We start from the raw sequence: 16,871 nt of genomic DNA, 5'->3' as shown, positions 1-16,871 counted from the left end.
GGGTTGCCCGCCCTTCAAATGGGGGCGAGGGCGGCGCTTCGCCATGGCATTTCCCGCATCGAGGGTTGGCTGGAGGCCGAGCGCGAGCAGTTGGTGCTGTGGCTCCCGGTGATGCTGGGGGCGGGGATCACAGCGTGGTTCCTGTTGCCCGATGCGGCGCGATGGATCGGATTCACGTTCGGCGGACTCGCGCTGGGATTGGTGGCGATAGCGCTTCCCGGTGGGGGCAGGGCGCCGCGGGTGGTGGCGATTGCGGGGATTATGCTGGCCGCGGGCTGCGCGCTGATCTGGTGGCGGAGCGAACGGGTTGCCGCGCCGGTCCTCGCACGGCCGGCAGTGGTCGTTGTCACGGCGCGGGTCGAACGAGTCGAGCAATTGCCCGCGCGCGACATGGTGCGCGTGACGCTGGCGCCGCTCGGACATGCCGATCTTCCGCCGCGAATACGCGTCAATCTCGCTACTGCTGATGCGGCGGCGGAAATCGCGCGCGGTGCGGTGATCCGGCTGCGCGCGCGGCTGATGCCCCCGCCCGCGGCGGCGGTGCCCGGGGCTTATGATTTCGAGCGCGTCGCGTGGTTCGCCCGGTTGGGCGCAACGGGGAAAGGATTCGCGCCTGTCGAGATCGTCGCGCCTGCGGACATCCCTGGCGCGGACCTGCGGACGCGACTTTCCAGCCATATTCAGTCGCGGATCGCGGGCAGCGGTGGCGGGATCGCCAGCGCGCTCGCAACCGGCGACCAGGGGGCGATCGCCGAGGAGGATTCGGAGGCGATGCGGCGCTCCGGCCTCGCGCATCTGCTCTCGGTGAGCGGGCTGCACGTCACCGCCGTCACTGCCGCGGCGATGCTATTGGTGCTGCGGCTGCTGGCATTGAGCCAGACACTCGCCTTGCGCTGGCGATTGCCGCTGGTGGCGGCAGGAGCGGGGGCATTGGCGGCGGTGGGATACACGCTGCTGACGGGCGCCGAGGTGCCGACGATCCGCTCGTGCGCGGCGGCGTTGCTAGTTCTGCTCGCGCTCAGTCTCGGGCGTGAGGCGATCACGCTGCGGCTGGTGGCGGCGGGTGCGTTCGTCGTGCTGCTGCTCTGGCCGGAGGCGTTGGCCGGTCCGAGCTTCCAGCTGAGCTTTGCCGCGGTAACGGCGATCGTCGCGCTGCACGAGAGTCCGCGGGTGCGCGGCTGGTTCAAGCGGCGCGAGGAGGGGCGCGGGCGGCGATTGCTGCGCGGGCTGGGCTCGCTGTTGCTCACCGGCGTGGCAGTCGAGCTGGCGCTGATGCCGATCGGGCTGTTCCACTTCCACAAAGCCGGCGTCTACGGCGCGCTCGCCAATATCGTGGCGATCCCGCTGACCACCTTCGTGATCATGCCGCTTGAGGCGCTGGCGCTGGCGCTGGACGTTGCAGGGATCGGTGCGCCGGTCTGGTGGCTCACGGCGCGCGCGCTCGATCTGTTGTTGTGGCTGGCGCACGTGACGGCGTCCGCGCCGGGCGCGGTGGCGGCACTGCCGGCGATGCCGGGAGGCGCCTATGCGCTGATCGTGGCGGGAGGGCTGTGGATCGCCTTGTGGCGCACTCGCGTCCGCTGGGCGGGCGCGTTGCCGTTCGCGATCGGGCTGGGCTGGGCGTTGCTAACGCCGCCGCCCGACCTGCTTGTCACCGGCGACGGCCGCCATCTGGCGATTCGGATGGTGAACGGCGAAATGGCGCTGCTGCGCGATCGTGCGGGGGACTATACCCGCGCGATGCTCGGCGAGAATAGCGGCGCGGAGGAGGATCAGCTCCTCCTGCTCTCCGAGGTGCCGGGCGCGCGATGCAGCCCCGATCTGTGCATGGTCGAAGTTCCGGCAGGCGCGCGGCGCTGGCGAGTCCTCGCCACACGAAGTGGCTATCTGGTGCCGTGGCGTGAGATGATCGCGGCGTGCCGGACCGCCGACGTCGTGGTGAGCGAGCGTCGCCTGCCGCCCGGCTGCTCGCCGCAATGGTTGAAGCTCGACCGCGATACGCTGGCGAAGACCGGCGGGGTGGCAATCACCCTCGCCGACACCAAGGTTCGAACCGTCCGCGGCGGCGGATCGCACCCGTGGCTGGATCCATTGACCGTACAACCGCCCTTCACTGCGCCCGGCAGCGCGCAACGGGCGCCCGGTCGATCAATAGCGCCGCAATAGCCCCGCGAGCTTGCCCTGCACGCGCACCTGATCGGGGCGGTAGCGCTGGGCACTGTAATCGCGATTCGCCGGATCGAGCCTGATCATCGCGCCTTCCTTGCGGAAATATTTGAGCGTCGCCTCGGCATCGTCGATCAGCGCGACGATGATCTCGCCGTCGCGCGCCGTCTCGGTGCGGCGGATCAGCGCATAGTCGCCGTCGAGAATGCCCGCTTCGACCATCGAATCTCCAGCCACCTCGAGCGCATAATGCTCGCCCGCGCCGAGCAAGGCGGCGGGGACGGGAAGCATGGTCGAGCCTTCGAGCGCCTCTATCGGCGTACCCGCGGCGATACGGCCATGGAGCGGGATCTCGACCACGTCGTTGGCCGGGCTGGGCAAAGTTGCGGGAGTCGAGCTCGATTTGTCAACTTTGGCCGCGACGGGCTTCTTCGCCTCGCCACCGCGTTCGGGCACGCGCAGCACTTCGAGCGCGCGGGCGCGATTGGGCAGGCGGCGGATGAACTCGCGTTCCTCGAGCGCGCTTATCAGCCGGTGCACGCCCGACTTGGACTTGAGATCGAGCGCTTCCTTCATTTCCTCGAACGAAGGTGAAACGCCGGTCTCGGCCAACCGATCGGCAATAAAGCAGATGAGCTCGTGCTGCTTGCGCGTGAGCATCCAGATCCTCCTGTCCAGAACAGACAAGGAACGTTTATGCAATGTTCCGGTGGCTTGTCAAGCCAGGTCGAGGATTTCCACCGCTTCGCCCGTCTGTGCGGCCGGAGCATGGGGCTCGCGGGCGATCAGGCACGACGCGCGGGCGAGCGCCTGGAGCATCGCGCTGTCCTGAAGCGTCGAGGCGAGGACGCGACCGTCGCGGAGTTCGGCGCGCAGATAATCGGTGCGTTCGCCATTGGCGGCGAGCGGTTCCCCGAGCGTCGCGGTGCGCGTGCGGGGCAGCGGATCGGCGGCGCCGGCGAGGTGCGCGATGAGCGGGCGGACGAAGAGCAAGGCCGTGACGAAGGCTGAGACCGGGTTGCCGGGCAGACCGAGCACGATCGTATCCCCGAGTGTGCCCGCCATCATCGGCTTGCCGGGGCGGAGCGCGATCCGCCAGAAATCGATCTTGGCGCCGGCGGCCTCGAGCGCGGGACGGACGAGATCGTGATCCCCCACCGACGCACCTCCGCTGGTGACCAGCAGATCGGCATTGACGGCGCGGAAGGCCTCTTTCAGCGCCTCCTGGCGATCGGGCAAGATGCCGAGATCGATCAGATCGACCGGCAGGTCGGCGAGCTGTGCCGCGAGCATCAAGCGGTTGGTCTCGGGGAGCTGGGCTTCACCCACCGGCGCGCCCGGCGCGACCAGTTCGTCCCCGGTTGCAGCGATGGCGACGCGTACCTTGCGGCGCACCGCGAGTTCGCCATGGCCCGCGGTGCCGGCGAGTGCGAGGCGGGCGGGGGTGAGGCGCTCGCCCGCGCGGATGAGCAAGTCGCCTTCCGAAAAGTCGAGGCCGCGGCGGCGGACGTTGCGCCCTGAATTGGGCGGGCCTTCGCCAGCGAGGCGGAGAGTGTCGCCTTCGCGACTCGCCTCTTCCTGAATCAATATCGTGTCGGTGCCCGCGGGCAGCGGGGCGCCGGTGAAGATGCGGACCGAGTCGCCGGCATTCGTCTCGCCCGCGAAGCCGCGCCCGGCCGCGCTCTCGCCGATTACCCGCCACGGGCCGGGCAGGTCGGCGAAGCGAATCGCATAGCCGTCCATCGCCGAGAGGTCGGCGCTCGGCTGGGTTCGCCGGGCGTGAATGTCCTCCGCTGCCCAGCGGCCGGCTGCCAAGGCGAGCGGGACGCGTTCGATCGCCAGCGGGGTGGTCAGCGCGCGCAGGCGCGACCAGGCCTGGGCGAGGGGGAGGAGCGTGGTCATCGCGTCAGCCTTGTGCCGGGAAGCGCGCCCGGCGCAAGGGCTCAACGCGGGGTCTGGCTCGCGGAGACGAGGCTCAACTCGCGCGGGCGCAGCGGCAGGCGGAACTCGCAGAGGATGCGATTGTGCACCGTCTCGATCACATTGGCCGGTGCGCCGCCGATCTCGGGGAGCGACACCCAGAGCTGAGCGCCGGGAGCGAATATGGCGCGGGTCTCCAGCTCGACGAGATGCGCGGTGAGGCCGCGGACCCGCGCATTCCACCAGCGCACGCCTTCGCGGATGCTGGCCGGCGCATCGAGGCGGATCGCGTGCTTGTCGGGGATCATGCCTGCGCTCTCGGGGTTGAGCGGCGTGGGCGCCGGAGCGGCGGGGGTGGCGCTGGTCTGCGCGCGCTGGGCATGGCGCAGCCACGGCATCAGCGTCTGCCAGCCCAGCTCTTCGTTGAAGGCGATGCCGGCATGACCGTCCCGCGCCCAGCGAACAACGCCGTCGAGCGGGCGCAGCGCATCGAAAGTCAGGTGAACCGGATCGCCGGCAGCAAGCGCGAGCTTCGTGTCGATGCCGACGCCGCCATAGGAGATGTTGCGCGTGCGGGCGTGTTCGACCTTGTTGCCGCAGCGGATCGCGACGAGCTGGTGGATCTCGACCCGCGGCATCGAGCGGCGCTCGGCGGGCAGATTCGCCAGCGTGCGCGCAAGCGTGCTGATGATGTCGATCGGATCGTCGAACAGAAAACCGATCTCGCCATCCGCGCACCAGTCGATCTTGCCCTTTATGGTCTGGCCGCTCGCCATTTCGAGGCGCAGCGGTTCCTCTTTGGCGAGCTGTGCATGGATCTGGAGCGTGGCACCCGCGGACGACAGCCGCCCAAGCGAACAGGCAAAGCGCTCGGATTCGCCGACGAGGAAGGCGGCATCGAACGCGGCATGCGCATCGGGCTGATGCTGCACGGCGCGCGGCGGCCCGGACGACAGCGAGAAAATGGTTGCGGACCTGAGTGCTTGAATCATCGCCAATTTTCCACCCCGGTCGTCGGGCGACCTTGATTAGCGGGGCTGAAAGCGGGGTTAATTTACGCGGTTGTAGAATCCCTAATTCAGGTCCGGGAAAAGCGATGCGAGCGCCAGCGCAACAATATGCCCGCGTTCCGGCGGATCAGGCGGTCCAGTCGCCCGACTTGCCGCCTTTCTTCGCGAGCAAGCGGATGTCACCGATTATCATGGCCTTATCGAGCGCCTTGGCCATGTCGTAGAGAGTCAGCAGCGCGACGCTGGCGGCAGTGAGTGCCTCCATCTCGACGCCGGTCTTGCCTTCGGTCGCGGCAGTGGCGGTGACAGTAACGCCGGTCTCGTCGGGGGCGAGATCGACGGCGACGCGGGTGAGCGGCAGCGGGTGGCAGAGCGGGATCAACTCGGCGGTTTTCTTTGCAGCCATGATTCCGGCGATGCGCGCGGTCGCGAGGACGTCGCCTTTCTTGACGGCGCCAGCGCGGATCGCGGCGGCGGCCTCGAGAGACATGGTGATGCGCCCGGTGGCGACAGCCTCGCGCGCGGTGACGGGCTTGCCGGCGACGTCGACCATGTGCGCGGCGCCGGATTCATCGAGATGGGTGAGGTTGGTCATCCGACCAACGCCCGCGTCGCCGCCTCGACATCGGCTTGCCGCATCAGCGACTCGCCGATCAGGAAGCAGCGGATGTCATGCTCGGCCATCGCATCGAGATCGGCGCGGCTGGTGAGCCCCGATTCGGCGACGAAGGTACAGTCCTTCGGCGCATGGCGGACAAGTTCGTAAGTTTTCTTAAGATCGACTTCGAACGTCTTGAGGTTGCGATTATTGACTCCGATCAACCGCGACTCGAGGCGGAGCGCGCGTTCGAGTTCGTCTGCGTCGTGCACCTCGACCAGCACGTCCATGTTCCGATCGATTGCCGCCGCTTCGATCTCGGCCATCTGGCCATCGTCGAGCGCGGCGACGATGATCAGGATCGCATCGGCGCCGATCCCGCGCGATTCCTCGACTTGCCAGGGATCGACCATGAAATCCTTGCGGATCACCGGCAGCTCGCATGCCGCGCGCGCCGCGATCAGATAGTCTTCATGCCCCTGGAAATATTCTTGGTCGGTGAGCACCGACAGGCAGGCGGCGCCGCCCGCCTGATAGGCGCGGGCGTGTGCCGGGGGATCGAAATCGGAGCGGATCAGGCCTTTGGATGGGCTGGCCTTCTTGATCTCCGCGATCAGCCCATAGCCGCCCGCCGCGACTTTGGCATCGAGCGCGGCCTTGAAGCCGCGCGGCGGCGAGGGCTCGCCGTGCGTGGCCGGCGCGGCACGGCGCGCGGCGACTTCGCTGCGCTTGGTGGCGAGGATCTTGTCGAGAATCGTGCTCATGCGAAGGCGATCCAGCAATCGAGCAGCCCGTTGGCAAGCCCGCCGTCGATCGCCTCTGCGGCCTCCTCGACTCCGTCGACCAGATTGTCGGCGCGGCCGGCGACCATCAACGCGGCGGCGGCGTTGAGCAGCACCGCGTCGCGATAGGCGCCGGTCTCGCCGAGCAACAGGCGGCGGAGCGCGAGTGCGTTATAGGCCGGATCGCCGCCACGAATTGCCGCGAGCGGGTGACGGGGAAGGCCGGCGTCCTCGGGGCTGATCCGCGTCGGCAGTCGCGCGCTGCCGACATTGACGACGATGCTGGCGCCTTCGGTGGAGAGTTCGTCGAGATTCTCCTCGCCCGAGACGACCGCGGCCGCTTCGGAGCCGAGCTGGAGCAAGGCTTCGGCATAGATCGGCGCGTAATCGGGGCGGGCGATGCCGATCAGCTGACGGGTGACGTGCGCCGGATTGGCGAGGGGGCCCATCAAATTGAAGATCGTTCGCCGGCCGATGCGGCGGCGCAAGGGGCCGATCCGCGCCAATGCGGGATGGTGATGCTGGGCGAAGAGGAAGGCGATGCCGAGTTCGCGCAGGCTCTCCTCGGCGCGCGCGGCGGCGCGATCGAGGTCGAGGCCCAAAGCCTCGAGCGTATCGGCCGCGCCGGCCTTGGACGATGCGGCGCGATTGCCGTGCTTGGCGACGGGCACGCCGCAGGCAGCGACGACGAGGCTGACCGCGGTCGAGACGTTGAGCGTGTGGTGGCCGTCGCCGCCCGTGCCGCAGACGTCGATCGCCCCATGGGGCGCGGTGATCGGGATCAGCCGATCACGCATCGCGCGCGCGGCTTCGGCGATCTCGATACTGGTCTCGCCGCGGATGCTGAGCGCGATCAGGAACTGCTCGATCGCTTCCTCGGGCACGCTGCCGTCGAGAATGTCGGCAAAGGCCTGCGCCGCGCTCTCGCGGGCGAGTGGCGAAGCGGGGTCGGGGAGGAGCGTGGAGACAGTCACCGCGCCTCTATCCCGAGGGCGGGCGGCTGAGTCGAGCAAATCCTGATGGGGGCGGGCCCAAGTCCGACTGTGCCAGCGGATTTGGGAGAGTCTGCTTTCGACCCTGACCGTGCTGGTTCAGCTATTCAGTGCTGCGCTGATCGCTGCCTCCGCATGGATCCGGGTCGTATCGAAGAGCGGCACCGGGCTGTCCTCCGGACGGACGAGCAGCATGATCTCGGTGCAGCCGAGGATGATCGCCTCGGCCCCGTCCTCGACCAGCCGGGCAATGACGGCGCGATAGGCGTCGCGCGACGAGGCGATGACCTTTCCCGCGACCAGTTCCTCATAGATGATCCGGTGGACGGTAATGCGGTCCGCATCGCGGGGGACGATCACCTCGAGGCCGTGTCGTTCGGAAAGCCGGCCCTTGTAGAAGTCGTGCTCCATCGTGAAGGCGGTGCCGAGCAGCCCGACCTTGCCGAAGCCTTCGGCCTTGATCCGCTCTGCGGTGGGATCGGCGATGTGGAGCAAGGGAATGCGCACGGCTGCCTGAACCTCGGGCGCCATGCGATGCATGGTGTTGGTGCAGATCAGCAGCATCTCCGCGCCGACGGCTTCGAGGCGGCGGGCGGCATCGACCATGCGCGCGATCAGCCCCTGCCAATCGCCCTGGTGCTGGAGCGCCTCGATCTCGGAGAAGTCGAACGACCAGAGCAGGCAACGCGCCGACGCCGTCGGGCCGAGGCGGTCCCGGACCCCTTGGTTCAAGATGCGATAATATTCGGCGGAGCTTTCCCAGCTCATCCCGCCGATCAGGCCTATCATTCGCATTGCGTGTGCTCCGGAGCGGGATCGGCGGACCCTGATGAAGGCCGCACAGAACGCTGCGGCCTAGCGGAGGGGCGCAATCGCGCCAACTCTCTGCAACAGAAGGTATGCACTTGCGCCTGACGGTTGATCCTGTTATTTCTGAAATAACAGAAAGAAACGATATGCCACTGACCGATCTTCCCGCCGCCAGGGCCTTCATCCTTCACTGGGGGGAAATGGGAACGCATTGGGGCGTGAACCGCTCGGTCGCACAGGTCCATGCCTTGCTGTACCTGAGCGATCACCCGGTGCCGGCCGACGACATTGTCGACCAGCTCGTGCTTGCACGATCCAACGTATCGACCGCGCTCAAGGAATTGCATGGCTATGGCATCGTCCGGCGGGTGCATGTCGAGGGCGACCGGCGCGACCATTTCGTCGCCGAGACGGACCTGTGGGAGATGCTGATACGCATCTCGGCGGAGCGCAAGCGGCGCGAAATCGATCCCACCGTCGCATTGCTCGCCGAGCTTGCCGGGCAACTGGCGAGCGATACCAGTGCGCCGGCGCATGTGCGCGAGCGGATAACGCGGATGCACGAATTCATCTCGACCTTGAGCAGCTGGTACGACCAGGTCCGCGGGCTTCCCAAGCCAACCCTCGTCACGCTGATGAAGCTGGGGGGCAAGGTCGCCCGCTTCGTCACGCCGGGCAAGAAACGCAGCAGCGAATAATGGGGGGCCAGCGATGCCGTAGCCGTTCCCGCACGCACATTTATTTCTGAAAGTACAGAAATTACAGAATGAAAGGATGCATCATGATCGAGATTTCCTATGCGCTCTATCTCGTGATCACGCTGGCGGTCACCATCTGGGTCGCACGCACGCTGTCGAAGAATGGCGAGGTGTTCCTGATCGAATGCTTCAGCCATGACGAGCGGCTTGCCAAATCGACCAACCATCTGCTCGTGGTCGGCTTCTACCTCATCAATATCGGTTTCATCACGCTAACGCTGAGCCTCGGTGCCGAGCCGCACACCATCCCCGATGCGATCCGCTTCCTGAGCGGCAAGGTCGGACTGGCGGTGGTCGTGCTGGGCGCGATGCACTTCTTCAACATGGGCGCGATCGCGCATTTCGGCCGCAAGGTGAACGGCTGGCTGGGCGACCAGCACGAGCGGACGGCGCGCGCATGACGAATGGTGCGCGGTCATGCAGGTGGCCGCGCCCCTCCAACCGGGAGGACTGAAGAATGCCGAGAGCTGGAAATCATTGGTCGGGGATCGGCCTGGCCTCGGTCGCTGCCGGACCGGTGTTTGTGCTGACGGCAGCGCTTGCCGATCTCTATCTGAAACTGCCGGCGCCGATTGTCATCGAGCCGCAATCGGTGCTGCTGCTGGTCGGGCTGTGCTTGCCTGCCATGGTGATTGGGACGATCGTAGCGCTGCCGATCAACGGTGTCGGTGCGCTCGCAATGCTCGCCTTTGGCGGATCGTTCGCGCCGGCGCGGAGCCGCACAGCATGGGCGCTTGCCGGTGGCATCTTGGGCGGGGTGGGCGTCTGGCTGTTTGAGACCGACGCCAATTTCAGCTTCGCAGTGGTGGCGACCTCGGTGTTTTGCGGCTGGCTGAGCAGCTGGAGCGATGCCGGGATCGCCGACGCCTGACGCAGGTCGGTCAGGCGAGCGCCTTCGCTTCGATTCCTGCCAGCCGCAGGAAGTTCGCCAGCATCGCATGGCCATGCTCGGTAGCGATGCTCTCGGGATGGAACTGGACGCCGTGGATCGGCAGTTCCTTGTGGCGGAAGCCCATCACCGAGGCATCGTCGGCGGTGGCGTTGACGATGAGGTTGTCGGGAATGTCGGTGACGATCAGCGAGTGATAGCGAGTCGCGGTGAAGGGCGAGGGGAGGCCCTCGAACAGCCCCGTGCCATCATGCTCGACCGGGCAGGTCTTGCCGTGCATCAGCCCTCCGCGCACCACCTGGCCGCCGAAATGCTGGCCGATCGCCTGATGGCCGAGGCAAACCCCAAGCAGCGGCTTGTTCAACTCGGCACAGGCGGCGACGAGATCGAGACTGATCCCCGCCTCGTTGGGGGTGCATGGACCCGGCGAGATCAGGAAGGCCCGGGCGTTGCTGGCGATCGCGTCGCGCGCAGTGAGCGCGTCGTTGCGGACCACCTGCACTTCGGCGCCCAGCTCCATCAGATAATGGACGAGGTTCCAGGTGAAGCTGTCATAATTGTCGAGGACGAGGATCATGCAGGCCCGGTTAAGGCGTTTCGCGCTTTCTCACAATTGCCTTGGCCCAGAATTGCCTTGGCGCGGCCATAGTGCGGCGGCAACGCTGGCCGCGCAGAGGGCCACGTTCGCTGTCTAAGGAGTATCCATGCTTTCCACCTTGCTCTTCGCGGCGCTGATCGCCGGCCCCGCCATGGTCCCCCAGGACAGTGGCCAGGGCGAGGGGCCGCCCAAGCGCGTGCGTTCGATCCTGGTTTACGGCGACGAGCAATGCCCCAAGGCGGAGAGCCCCGACGAGATCGTGGTGTGTGCCAATGCCGGGGAATCCCCGTATCGGATCCCGAAGCGCTTCCGCGATCAGCCCAAGGAAGGGCCCACCTCCAACGCGTGGACCAATCGCGTCGAGAGCGTCGAGCAGTTCAATCGCGCCGGGCTGCCCAACAGCTGCTCGCCGGTAGGGACGGGCGGCCAGACCGGATGCACCCGGGCGGCGATCCGGCAATGGTATCAGGAGCGGCTCGACCAGAAGGCCAAAGCCGCTCGGGCGACGGCGCCGTAATCTTCTCCCTCTCCCGATGGGAGAGGGATTTTATTGCCCGAACCCGGCCTCGCTGGCCCGCGCCACCGCCTCACGCGCGGCGGCGAACAGGGCGCCGGCCTTGGCCTCGCATTCGCGTTGTTCGGAGGCCGGGTCTGAGTCCGCGACGATGCCGGCGCCGGCCTGGACGTGCATCACGCCGTCCTTCACCAACGCGGTTCTGAGCACGATGCAGCTGTCCATCGATCCATCGGGCGAGAAATAGCCGACGCCGCCGGCGTAAGGCCCGCGCGTTTCGGGCTCGAGCTCAGCGATGATCTGGCAGGCGCGGACCTTGGGCGCGCCGCTGACCGTCCCCGCGGGGAAGCCCGCGAACAAAGCGTCGAGCGCGTCGCTGCCGGGGCGGAGCATGCCGACCACGTTCGAGACGATGTGCATGACGTGGCTGTAGAATTCGACGGTATAACTGTCGGTGACGCGCACGCTGCCCGCGTCGGCGGCGCGGCCGACATCGTTTCGGCCGAGATCGAGCAGCATCAGATGCTCGGCGCGCTCCTTGGGATCGGCGAGCAGGCTGGTGCGATTGGCTTCGTCCTCGGCCGCGGTCTTGCCGCGGGGGCGCGTGCCGGCGATCGGACGAATGGTGATCTCGCCGTCGCGCGCCCGGACGAGGATCTCGGGGCTCGAGCCGGTGAGCGCGAAGCCGGGAAGATCGAGGTGGTAGAGGAAAGGTGAGGGGTTCACCCGGCGCAGCGCGCGGTAGAGCTCGAACGGGGGCAGCGCAAAGGGGGTGGTGAAGCGCTGGGCGAGCACGACCTGGAAGATGTCGCCCGCGGCGATATAGTCCTTGGCGCGCGCGACCATCTCGCCATAGCGGCCCGGCGCGAGCACCGGGGTGAGCGCGACTTCCTGCGGATCGGCACGTACCGGCGCGGGGAGCGGGGCGCCGGCGAGGCGGGCGGCGGTGGCGTCGATCCGCTCGGCGGCGGCCTGGATCAGCGCCGCGGCATCACGCGATGCGTCCGGCCAGACGGGGGCGACGAGGAACAGGGTGTCGGCGAGCCGATCGAAGATCAGGATCACCGTTGGCCGCACGAACATCATATCGGGCACCCCGATCGGGTTCGCCGGAGGCCGCGGCAGCTTCTCGACCAGTCCGACGGTCTCGTAGCTGAAATAGCCGACGAGGCAGGCGAGCGCGCGCGGCAGCTCCGCCGGAACCTCCATCCGACAGCTCTGGACGAGGCTACGCAACGCGTCGAGCGTGGGCTCGGGGCAGGGCGCGAAGGCCTCGCGGTCGGTGAGCCAGTGCGGGTTGATCGCCGCCTCCGCTCCCGTCGCGCGGAAAACCAAGTCGGGGGCGAGTCCGATCAGGCTGTGGCGGCCGCGCACCGAGCCGCCTTCGACCGATTCGAGCAGGAAATCGCCGCGGCCCGGCTCGACCAGCTTGAGCGCCGCCGCGACCGGAGTCTCGGTGTCGGCGACCTGGCGGCGCCACAGCAATGCTGGCCGGCCGGCGGCGAGCGCCGCCCGGGCGGCTTCGACGCCTTCGATCACCTCAGCGTGCCGAGCCGGTGCGGCTCAGATCGGTGCGCAGCTGAGCGATCGCCTTGTCGTTGCGCGTGACCTTGAGATGATTGCGGATCGAGGCGATGAACTGGCGCGCATATTCGGGGCCGATCTGTGGGGCGATGTCGCCGCGCACTCGCTGGATCGCGGCGGGATCGCCCGCGGCGCTGTGCTCTTCGACCTTGTCGAGATAGACGACGTAATAGCCCTCGCGATTGGCCCCTTCGACCAGCTTGGCCTTTTTGGGGGCCATGCTGAACGCCATCTGGAGATAGGGCGCCATATTGGGGCCGAGCACTTCGGAGCGCTTGAAGTCGAAGGATTTGGGCGGCGGGCCCTTGGTCACGCCCGCTTCGGCGAGGGCCTGCTGCATCGGCACGCCCTTTTCGAGTTTGGCGATCATCGCCGTGGCGACCGCCCGTGCCTTGGTGAGCGCCTGTTCGACGAGATAGTCCTTCACCACGCGCTCGCGGATCTGTGCGAGCGGACGCGGCGCGGCCGCGACGACGCGCTCGAGCCCGATCAGCGCGAAGCTGCCGTCGGGGCCGAGCGGCGCGATCTGCGGCTCGTCACCGGCCTGCTCGAAGCCGAACCCGGCGCGCATCACCGCTACGATGGCGGGATCGGGCTTGAAATTGGCGTCTTCGGGGTTCGCACCTGCTGCCGTGAGCGCGGGGGTGCGCTCGGCGGTCAGCTTTGCGTCGGCAACGGCCTCATCGAAATTCTTGCTGTCGGCGATCCCGTCCTCGATCGACTGGCGCAGGTTGGCGAGCGTCTGGGTGAGCTTGCGCGCACTGATTTCGGTGGAAAGCTCGGCACGCGCCTGATCGAGCGTCTTCGCGCCGATCGGCTCGACCTTGGTGACGCGGTAGACGAGCCAGTTCGGTCCCATTTTCACCGGGCCGACCAGCGCGTTCGGCGAGGCGCCGAACGCCGCATCGGCAAAGGCCTGGGAGACCTGCGTCGCCACTGCTGCCTTTTCGAGCGCGGTCAGCGTGCGCGCCTCGAGGCCGGTAGCCGTCGCGGCCGCTGCGAGAGAGCCTGCCTTTGCCTTGGCTGCGATTTGCCCGGCGGTATTCTGATCGAGCGCCGTGACGAGCTCCACCGTGCGCTTCTCGGTGGCGGCGAAGCGCTGCCCGGCCTTTTTGTACGCGTCGACGATCTCGGCCTCGGTGGCCGCGGCGCCGGCACGCAGCGCGTCGGGTTTGACCGTCGCATAGCGGACGATGCGGCGCTCGGGCACCATGTAGCGCGCGCGCTTGTTATTGTACCAGGCGGTCAGCGTCTTGTCGTCGGGGTCGGGTCCCGGATCCATCGCGATGGTCGAGACGAGGCCGACGATCCCGGCGCGGCGCTCGAGCGCCAGCGAGGCATAAGGCAGAAGGACGCCCTCGGGCATCTGGTTGCCCAGCGTGGCGCGGTTGATGAACCAGTTGCTGTAGCGCTCGTTGGTCATGCCCTCGCGAAAGGTAGCCGGCGAGATTCGATTCTGCCCGAGCAGCTCTTCGAACTGCTTCTGGTTGAACTTGCCGTCGACGCCCAGGAAAGCAGGATTGCTCGCGATCTCGCCGTCGATCAGCTTCTTGCTGACCTGCATGTCCGACCCTTCCGCGAACTCGACCATCGCGGCACTGTTGATGATCTCGTCGAGCGCCAGTTCGAGCCCGCCCTGGGCGAGGAACTGCTCCATCGTGACGTTCTGGCCGTCGCGCTGGAGATTGCGCAGGAACAGATCGATCCGCTGACGCACCTCGACATCGGTGATCTTGCGATCGCCGACCTTGGCCACGACCTGACCGCCGCTGCCGCCCCCGGTGGCGCGAACGCCGGTGATGTCGCCCGCGGCGAACGCCAGCGCGATCACCGCGAGGAACACGAATACCGCGATCAGGCCGAAGCGCGACTTGGTGAAGCGGCGGAAGAAACTGAGCATGAAGGGCCGTTCTAAAGAGGAATCTGGCGTGCTTTAGGGCGCCGGCGGGCTGCCTTCAAGCTTGTGCAGCGCGTGCGGGTTGGTATCGCCTGCCGCAAAACAGGAGGAGTGGGACATGCGTCGCAGGTTGATCGCCGGAAACTGGAAGATGCACGGGCTGAAGGCGCAACTCGGCGAAGTCGAGGCGATCGCGGCCGCCGCGGCGGCTAATCCACAGATCGATGTCGCCTTGTGCGTCCCCTTCACATTGATCGCCCCGGCGGTGGCAGTGGCAGGGGCGCTGCCGATCGGCGCGCAGGATGTGCATGCGGCCGACAAGGGCGCGCATACCGGCTGCACCTCGGGCGAGATGCTGCGCGAATGCGGCGCGACCCTGACGATCGTCGGCCATTCGGAACGCCGCGGCGACCAGCACGAGACCGGCCACGACGCCTGGGCCAAGGCAGTGGCGGCACGGCGGCACGGGCTGCAGGTGATCCTGTGCTGTGGCGAGACCGCGGCCGAGCGCGATGCCGGACGCGCCGAGCGGATCGTCCAGTCGCAGATCGAGAAGTCGCTGCCCGACGGCGCCTCGGCCGACTGGCTGACGCTCGCGTACGAGCCTCGTTGGGCGATCGGGACGGGCAAGACCCCGACGCTCGAGGACATCGCCGCGATCCACGCGATTGCGCGGGCGAAGCTCCGCGCGATGGTAGGCGACGCGGCCGACGGAATTCGCATCCTCTATGGCGGATCGCTGACCGGCGCGAATGCGGTGGAGATCCTCGCGGTGGACAATGTCGATGGTGCTTTGGTCGGTGGCGCCAGCCTGACGGCGGGCAAGTTCGTGCCGATCATCGAGGCCGCGGCTTCGCTTCCCTGAGCTTTTCTGCGCGTGATTGGCTCGACGGTGTCGAGCCGGGGCCGAGCGTCAGCAGCGCCGCCGCGCTCGATACGGCGGCGAGGCCGGCGCCGACCAGCGCCCCGCCATGGAAGGCGGCGATCAGGCTCGGCCCGGCGCTCGATATCACCGCGCCGGCGATCGCAGTGGCGATCAGCCCGCCGGTGCGCGCGATCGCGCTGTTGAACCCGGAGGCGGTGCCGGCATGGGTGTCGTCGACCGAGGCGAGCACGGCGGTGGTGAGCGGCGCCGCGACGCTCGACATGCCGATCGCGATGATCAGGCAGCCGGGGAACACCGAGGTCCAATAAGGGGCGCCCGCATCGACCAGCACGAGCAATGCGAAGCCGATCGCGACGATGAAAGCGCCGATGGTGAGCGGCCAGCGTGGCCCGACCCGTGCGGTCAGCCGCCCCATCACCCGTGAGGCGAGCCCCATACCGAGCGGCATCGGCAACAATGCAAGACCCGCCTGCAGCGCGGTATAGCCGGCCGCCTCGATCAGCACGAAAGGCAGGAGCAGCAGCACCCCGCCGAGCGCGCCGTAGAGCAGGAAAGTGAGCAGGGTCAGCCCGGCAAAGGCGCGCGAGCCGAACATCGCGAACGGCATCATCGCGCGGGCACCGCGACGATGTTCGATCCACAGGAACAGCAAGATGGCGAGCAGCCCCGAGATGAGGCCGATCGCGACGGTGGAGTCGAAGGCGCCGTGACTCGACCAGAGCGTGAGCGCCCAGGTGAGTGCGCCCAGCGCCACGGTCGCGGCAAACGCGCCGGGCAGGTCGAGCGGCAATTCGCCCTCGGCGCTCTCCTCGACATAGCGCAAAGCGATCAGGATCGCGGCGGCCGCCACCGGCACGTTGATATAGAAGATTGCGCGCCAGCCGATCGCATCGACCAGCCAGCCGCCGAGCGGCGGGCCGACCGCGCCGGCGATCGCGCCGACCCCGGCCCAGGTGCCGATCGCCTTGCCGCGCGCCTCGCCGGTGAAGGCGTGGCCGAGCGTCGCCAGGCTGTTCGGAAGCAGGATCGCCGCGCCGACGCCCTGCACCGCGCGCGCGGCGAGGAGCTGGGTCAGATCCGCCGCCAGCGCGCAGGCCGCTGAAGCAAGGGCAAAGATCGCAATGCCGATGACGAGCAGCTTGCGTCGGCCGAAATGGTCTCCCGCCGCGCCGCCGATCAGCAACAGCGCCGATAACGGCAGCAGATAGGCGTTGATCGTCCATTGCAGCTCGGCTGGAGTCGCGCCGAGATCCGTGCCGATCGCCGGCAGCGCGACATTGGTGACCGAGCCATCGATGAAGGCGAGGCTGGAGGCGAGGATGCAGGCGACGAGGGTGAGCCTGGGATGCGCGGCGGACATCCCCGCACGCTAGCAGGGTTCGGCGCGCCACGGGAGCTCCACGCGTGTCGGCGAGGCGCTCAGTCAAGCCGCTGAATCCTCGCCGGAAACGCAATCGCAACCTTGGT

At 67.7% G+C, this 16,871-nt stretch carries 17 protein-coding genes; 6 read left to right on the top strand and 11 right to left on the bottom strand.

All coding sequences use genetic code 11. The features are described 5' to 3' along the window. Window positions 1-18 precede the first annotated feature (18 nt). Window positions 19-2,166: a ComEC/Rec2 family competence protein gene (locus CVN68_RS06375; protein WP_199560223.1), complete on the top strand. Its 2,148-nt coding sequence runs from the start codon at window positions 19-21 to the stop codon at window positions 2,164-2,166. Here the strand turns inward: CVN68_RS06375 and lexA are convergent. The 7 genes from lexA to CVN68_RS06340 form a co-directional block, all read right to left on the bottom strand. Continuing rightward, window positions 2,149-2,826: a transcriptional repressor LexA gene (gene lexA / locus CVN68_RS06370; protein WP_100281449.1), complete on the bottom strand. Its 678-nt coding sequence runs from the start codon at window positions 2,824-2,826 to the stop codon at window positions 2,149-2,151. The genes CVN68_RS06375 and lexA overlap by 18 nt on opposite strands. Before the next feature lie 57 nt (window positions 2,827-2,883). Beyond that, the gene (locus CVN68_RS06365) at window positions 2,884-4,068 is read right to left on the bottom strand and encodes a molybdopterin molybdotransferase MoeA (protein WP_100281448.1); all 1,185 of its coding nucleotides are present in this window, start codon (window positions 4,066-4,068) and stop codon (window positions 2,884-2,886) included. Window positions 4,069-4,109: 41 nt separating this feature from the next. After that, window positions 4,110-5,078: a PilZ domain-containing protein gene (locus CVN68_RS06360; RefSeq protein ID WP_100281447.1), complete on the bottom strand. Its 969-nt coding sequence runs from the start codon at window positions 5,076-5,078 to the stop codon at window positions 4,110-4,112. A gap of 145 nt (window positions 5,079-5,223) precedes the next feature. Continuing rightward, entirely contained in the window at window positions 5,224-5,691 is a 468-nt protein-coding gene (gene moaC / locus CVN68_RS06355) for a cyclic pyranopterin monophosphate synthase MoaC (protein WP_100281446.1), read from the bottom strand. Continuing rightward, window positions 5,688-6,458: an indole-3-glycerol phosphate synthase TrpC gene (gene trpC, locus CVN68_RS06350; protein ID WP_100281445.1), complete on the bottom strand. Its 771-nt coding sequence runs from the start codon at window positions 6,456-6,458 to the stop codon at window positions 5,688-5,690. The genes moaC and trpC overlap by 4 nt, the downstream gene beginning before the upstream one ends. After that, the gene (gene trpD / locus CVN68_RS06345) at window positions 6,455-7,450 is read right to left on the bottom strand and encodes an anthranilate phosphoribosyltransferase (protein WP_100281444.1); all 996 of its coding nucleotides are present in this window, start codon (window positions 7,448-7,450) and stop codon (window positions 6,455-6,457) included. Before trpD ends, trpC begins: the two co-directional genes overlap by 4 nt. A 117-nt stretch (window positions 7,451-7,567) precedes the next feature. Beyond that, a complete protein-coding gene (locus CVN68_RS06340) occupies window positions 7,568-8,263 on the bottom strand; it encodes an aspartate/glutamate racemase family protein (protein ID WP_100281443.1) in 696 nt (231 codons plus the stop codon). Window positions 8,264-8,424: 161 nt separating this feature from the next. Between CVN68_RS06340 and CVN68_RS06335 the strand changes: the two genes are divergently transcribed. From CVN68_RS06335 to CVN68_RS06325, 3 genes are all read left to right on the top strand, one after another. Then, the gene (locus tag CVN68_RS06335) at window positions 8,425-8,976 is read left to right on the top strand and encodes a GbsR/MarR family transcriptional regulator (RefSeq protein ID WP_100281442.1); all 552 of its coding nucleotides are present in this window, start codon (window positions 8,425-8,427) and stop codon (window positions 8,974-8,976) included. An 83-nt stretch (window positions 8,977-9,059) separates the two neighbouring features. Then, on the top strand, window positions 9,060-9,437 hold the full coding sequence (locus tag CVN68_RS06330) for a hypothetical protein (RefSeq protein ID WP_100284249.1): 378 nt from the start codon (window positions 9,060-9,062) through the stop codon (window positions 9,435-9,437). A gap of 56 nt (window positions 9,438-9,493) precedes the next feature. Then, the gene (locus CVN68_RS06325) at window positions 9,494-9,907 is read left to right on the top strand and encodes a hypothetical protein (RefSeq protein ID WP_158298765.1); all 414 of its coding nucleotides are present in this window, start codon (window positions 9,494-9,496) and stop codon (window positions 9,905-9,907) included. 10 nt (window positions 9,908-9,917) lie between these two features. Here the strand turns inward: CVN68_RS06325 and CVN68_RS06320 are convergent, their stop codons facing one another. Next, entirely contained in the window at window positions 9,918-10,502 is a 585-nt protein-coding gene (locus CVN68_RS06320; protein WP_100281440.1) for an anthranilate synthase component II, read from the bottom strand. Between the two features lie 127 nt (window positions 10,503-10,629). On the opposite strand from CVN68_RS06320, the gene CVN68_RS06315 reads away from it, so the two are divergent. Beyond that, on the top strand, window positions 10,630-11,040 hold the full coding sequence (locus CVN68_RS06315; RefSeq protein WP_100281439.1) for a hypothetical protein: 411 nt from the start codon (window positions 10,630-10,632) through the stop codon (window positions 11,038-11,040). Window positions 11,041-11,070: 30 nt separating this feature from the next. On the opposite strand, the gene trpE is transcribed toward CVN68_RS06315, so the two are convergent. Continuing rightward, entirely contained in the window at window positions 11,071-12,576 is a 1,506-nt protein-coding gene (gene trpE, locus CVN68_RS06310; RefSeq protein ID WP_100281438.1) for an anthranilate synthase component I, read from the bottom strand. A 1-nt stretch (window position 12,577) separates the two neighbouring features. After that, a complete protein-coding gene (locus CVN68_RS06305; protein WP_100281437.1) occupies window positions 12,578-14,521 on the bottom strand; it encodes a peptidylprolyl isomerase in 1,944 nt (647 codons plus the stop codon). A 115-nt stretch (window positions 14,522-14,636) separates the two neighbouring features. Here CVN68_RS06305 and tpiA point away from each other — a divergent pair, with 115 nt between their 5' ends. After that, window positions 14,637-15,383, top strand: a complete 747-nt coding sequence (gene tpiA / locus CVN68_RS06300) for a triose-phosphate isomerase (RefSeq protein WP_100281436.1) — start codon at window positions 14,637-14,639, stop codon at window positions 15,381-15,383. On the opposite strand, the gene CVN68_RS06295 is transcribed toward tpiA, so the two are convergent. Beyond that, window positions 15,355-16,764, bottom strand: a complete 1,410-nt coding sequence (locus CVN68_RS06295) for an MFS transporter (protein ID WP_100281435.1) — start codon at window positions 16,762-16,764, stop codon at window positions 15,355-15,357. The genes tpiA and CVN68_RS06295 overlap by 29 nt on opposite strands. Between the last annotated feature and the right edge of the window lie 107 nt (window positions 16,765-16,871).

This window comes from Sphingomonas psychrotolerans, assembly GCF_002796605.1.
Lineage (GTDB): Bacteria > Pseudomonadota > Alphaproteobacteria > Sphingomonadales > Sphingomonadaceae > Sphingomonas > Sphingomonas psychrotolerans.
Note: the sequence above shows the minus strand (reverse complement) of the source record. Positions and strands in the feature narration are given on the sequence as shown.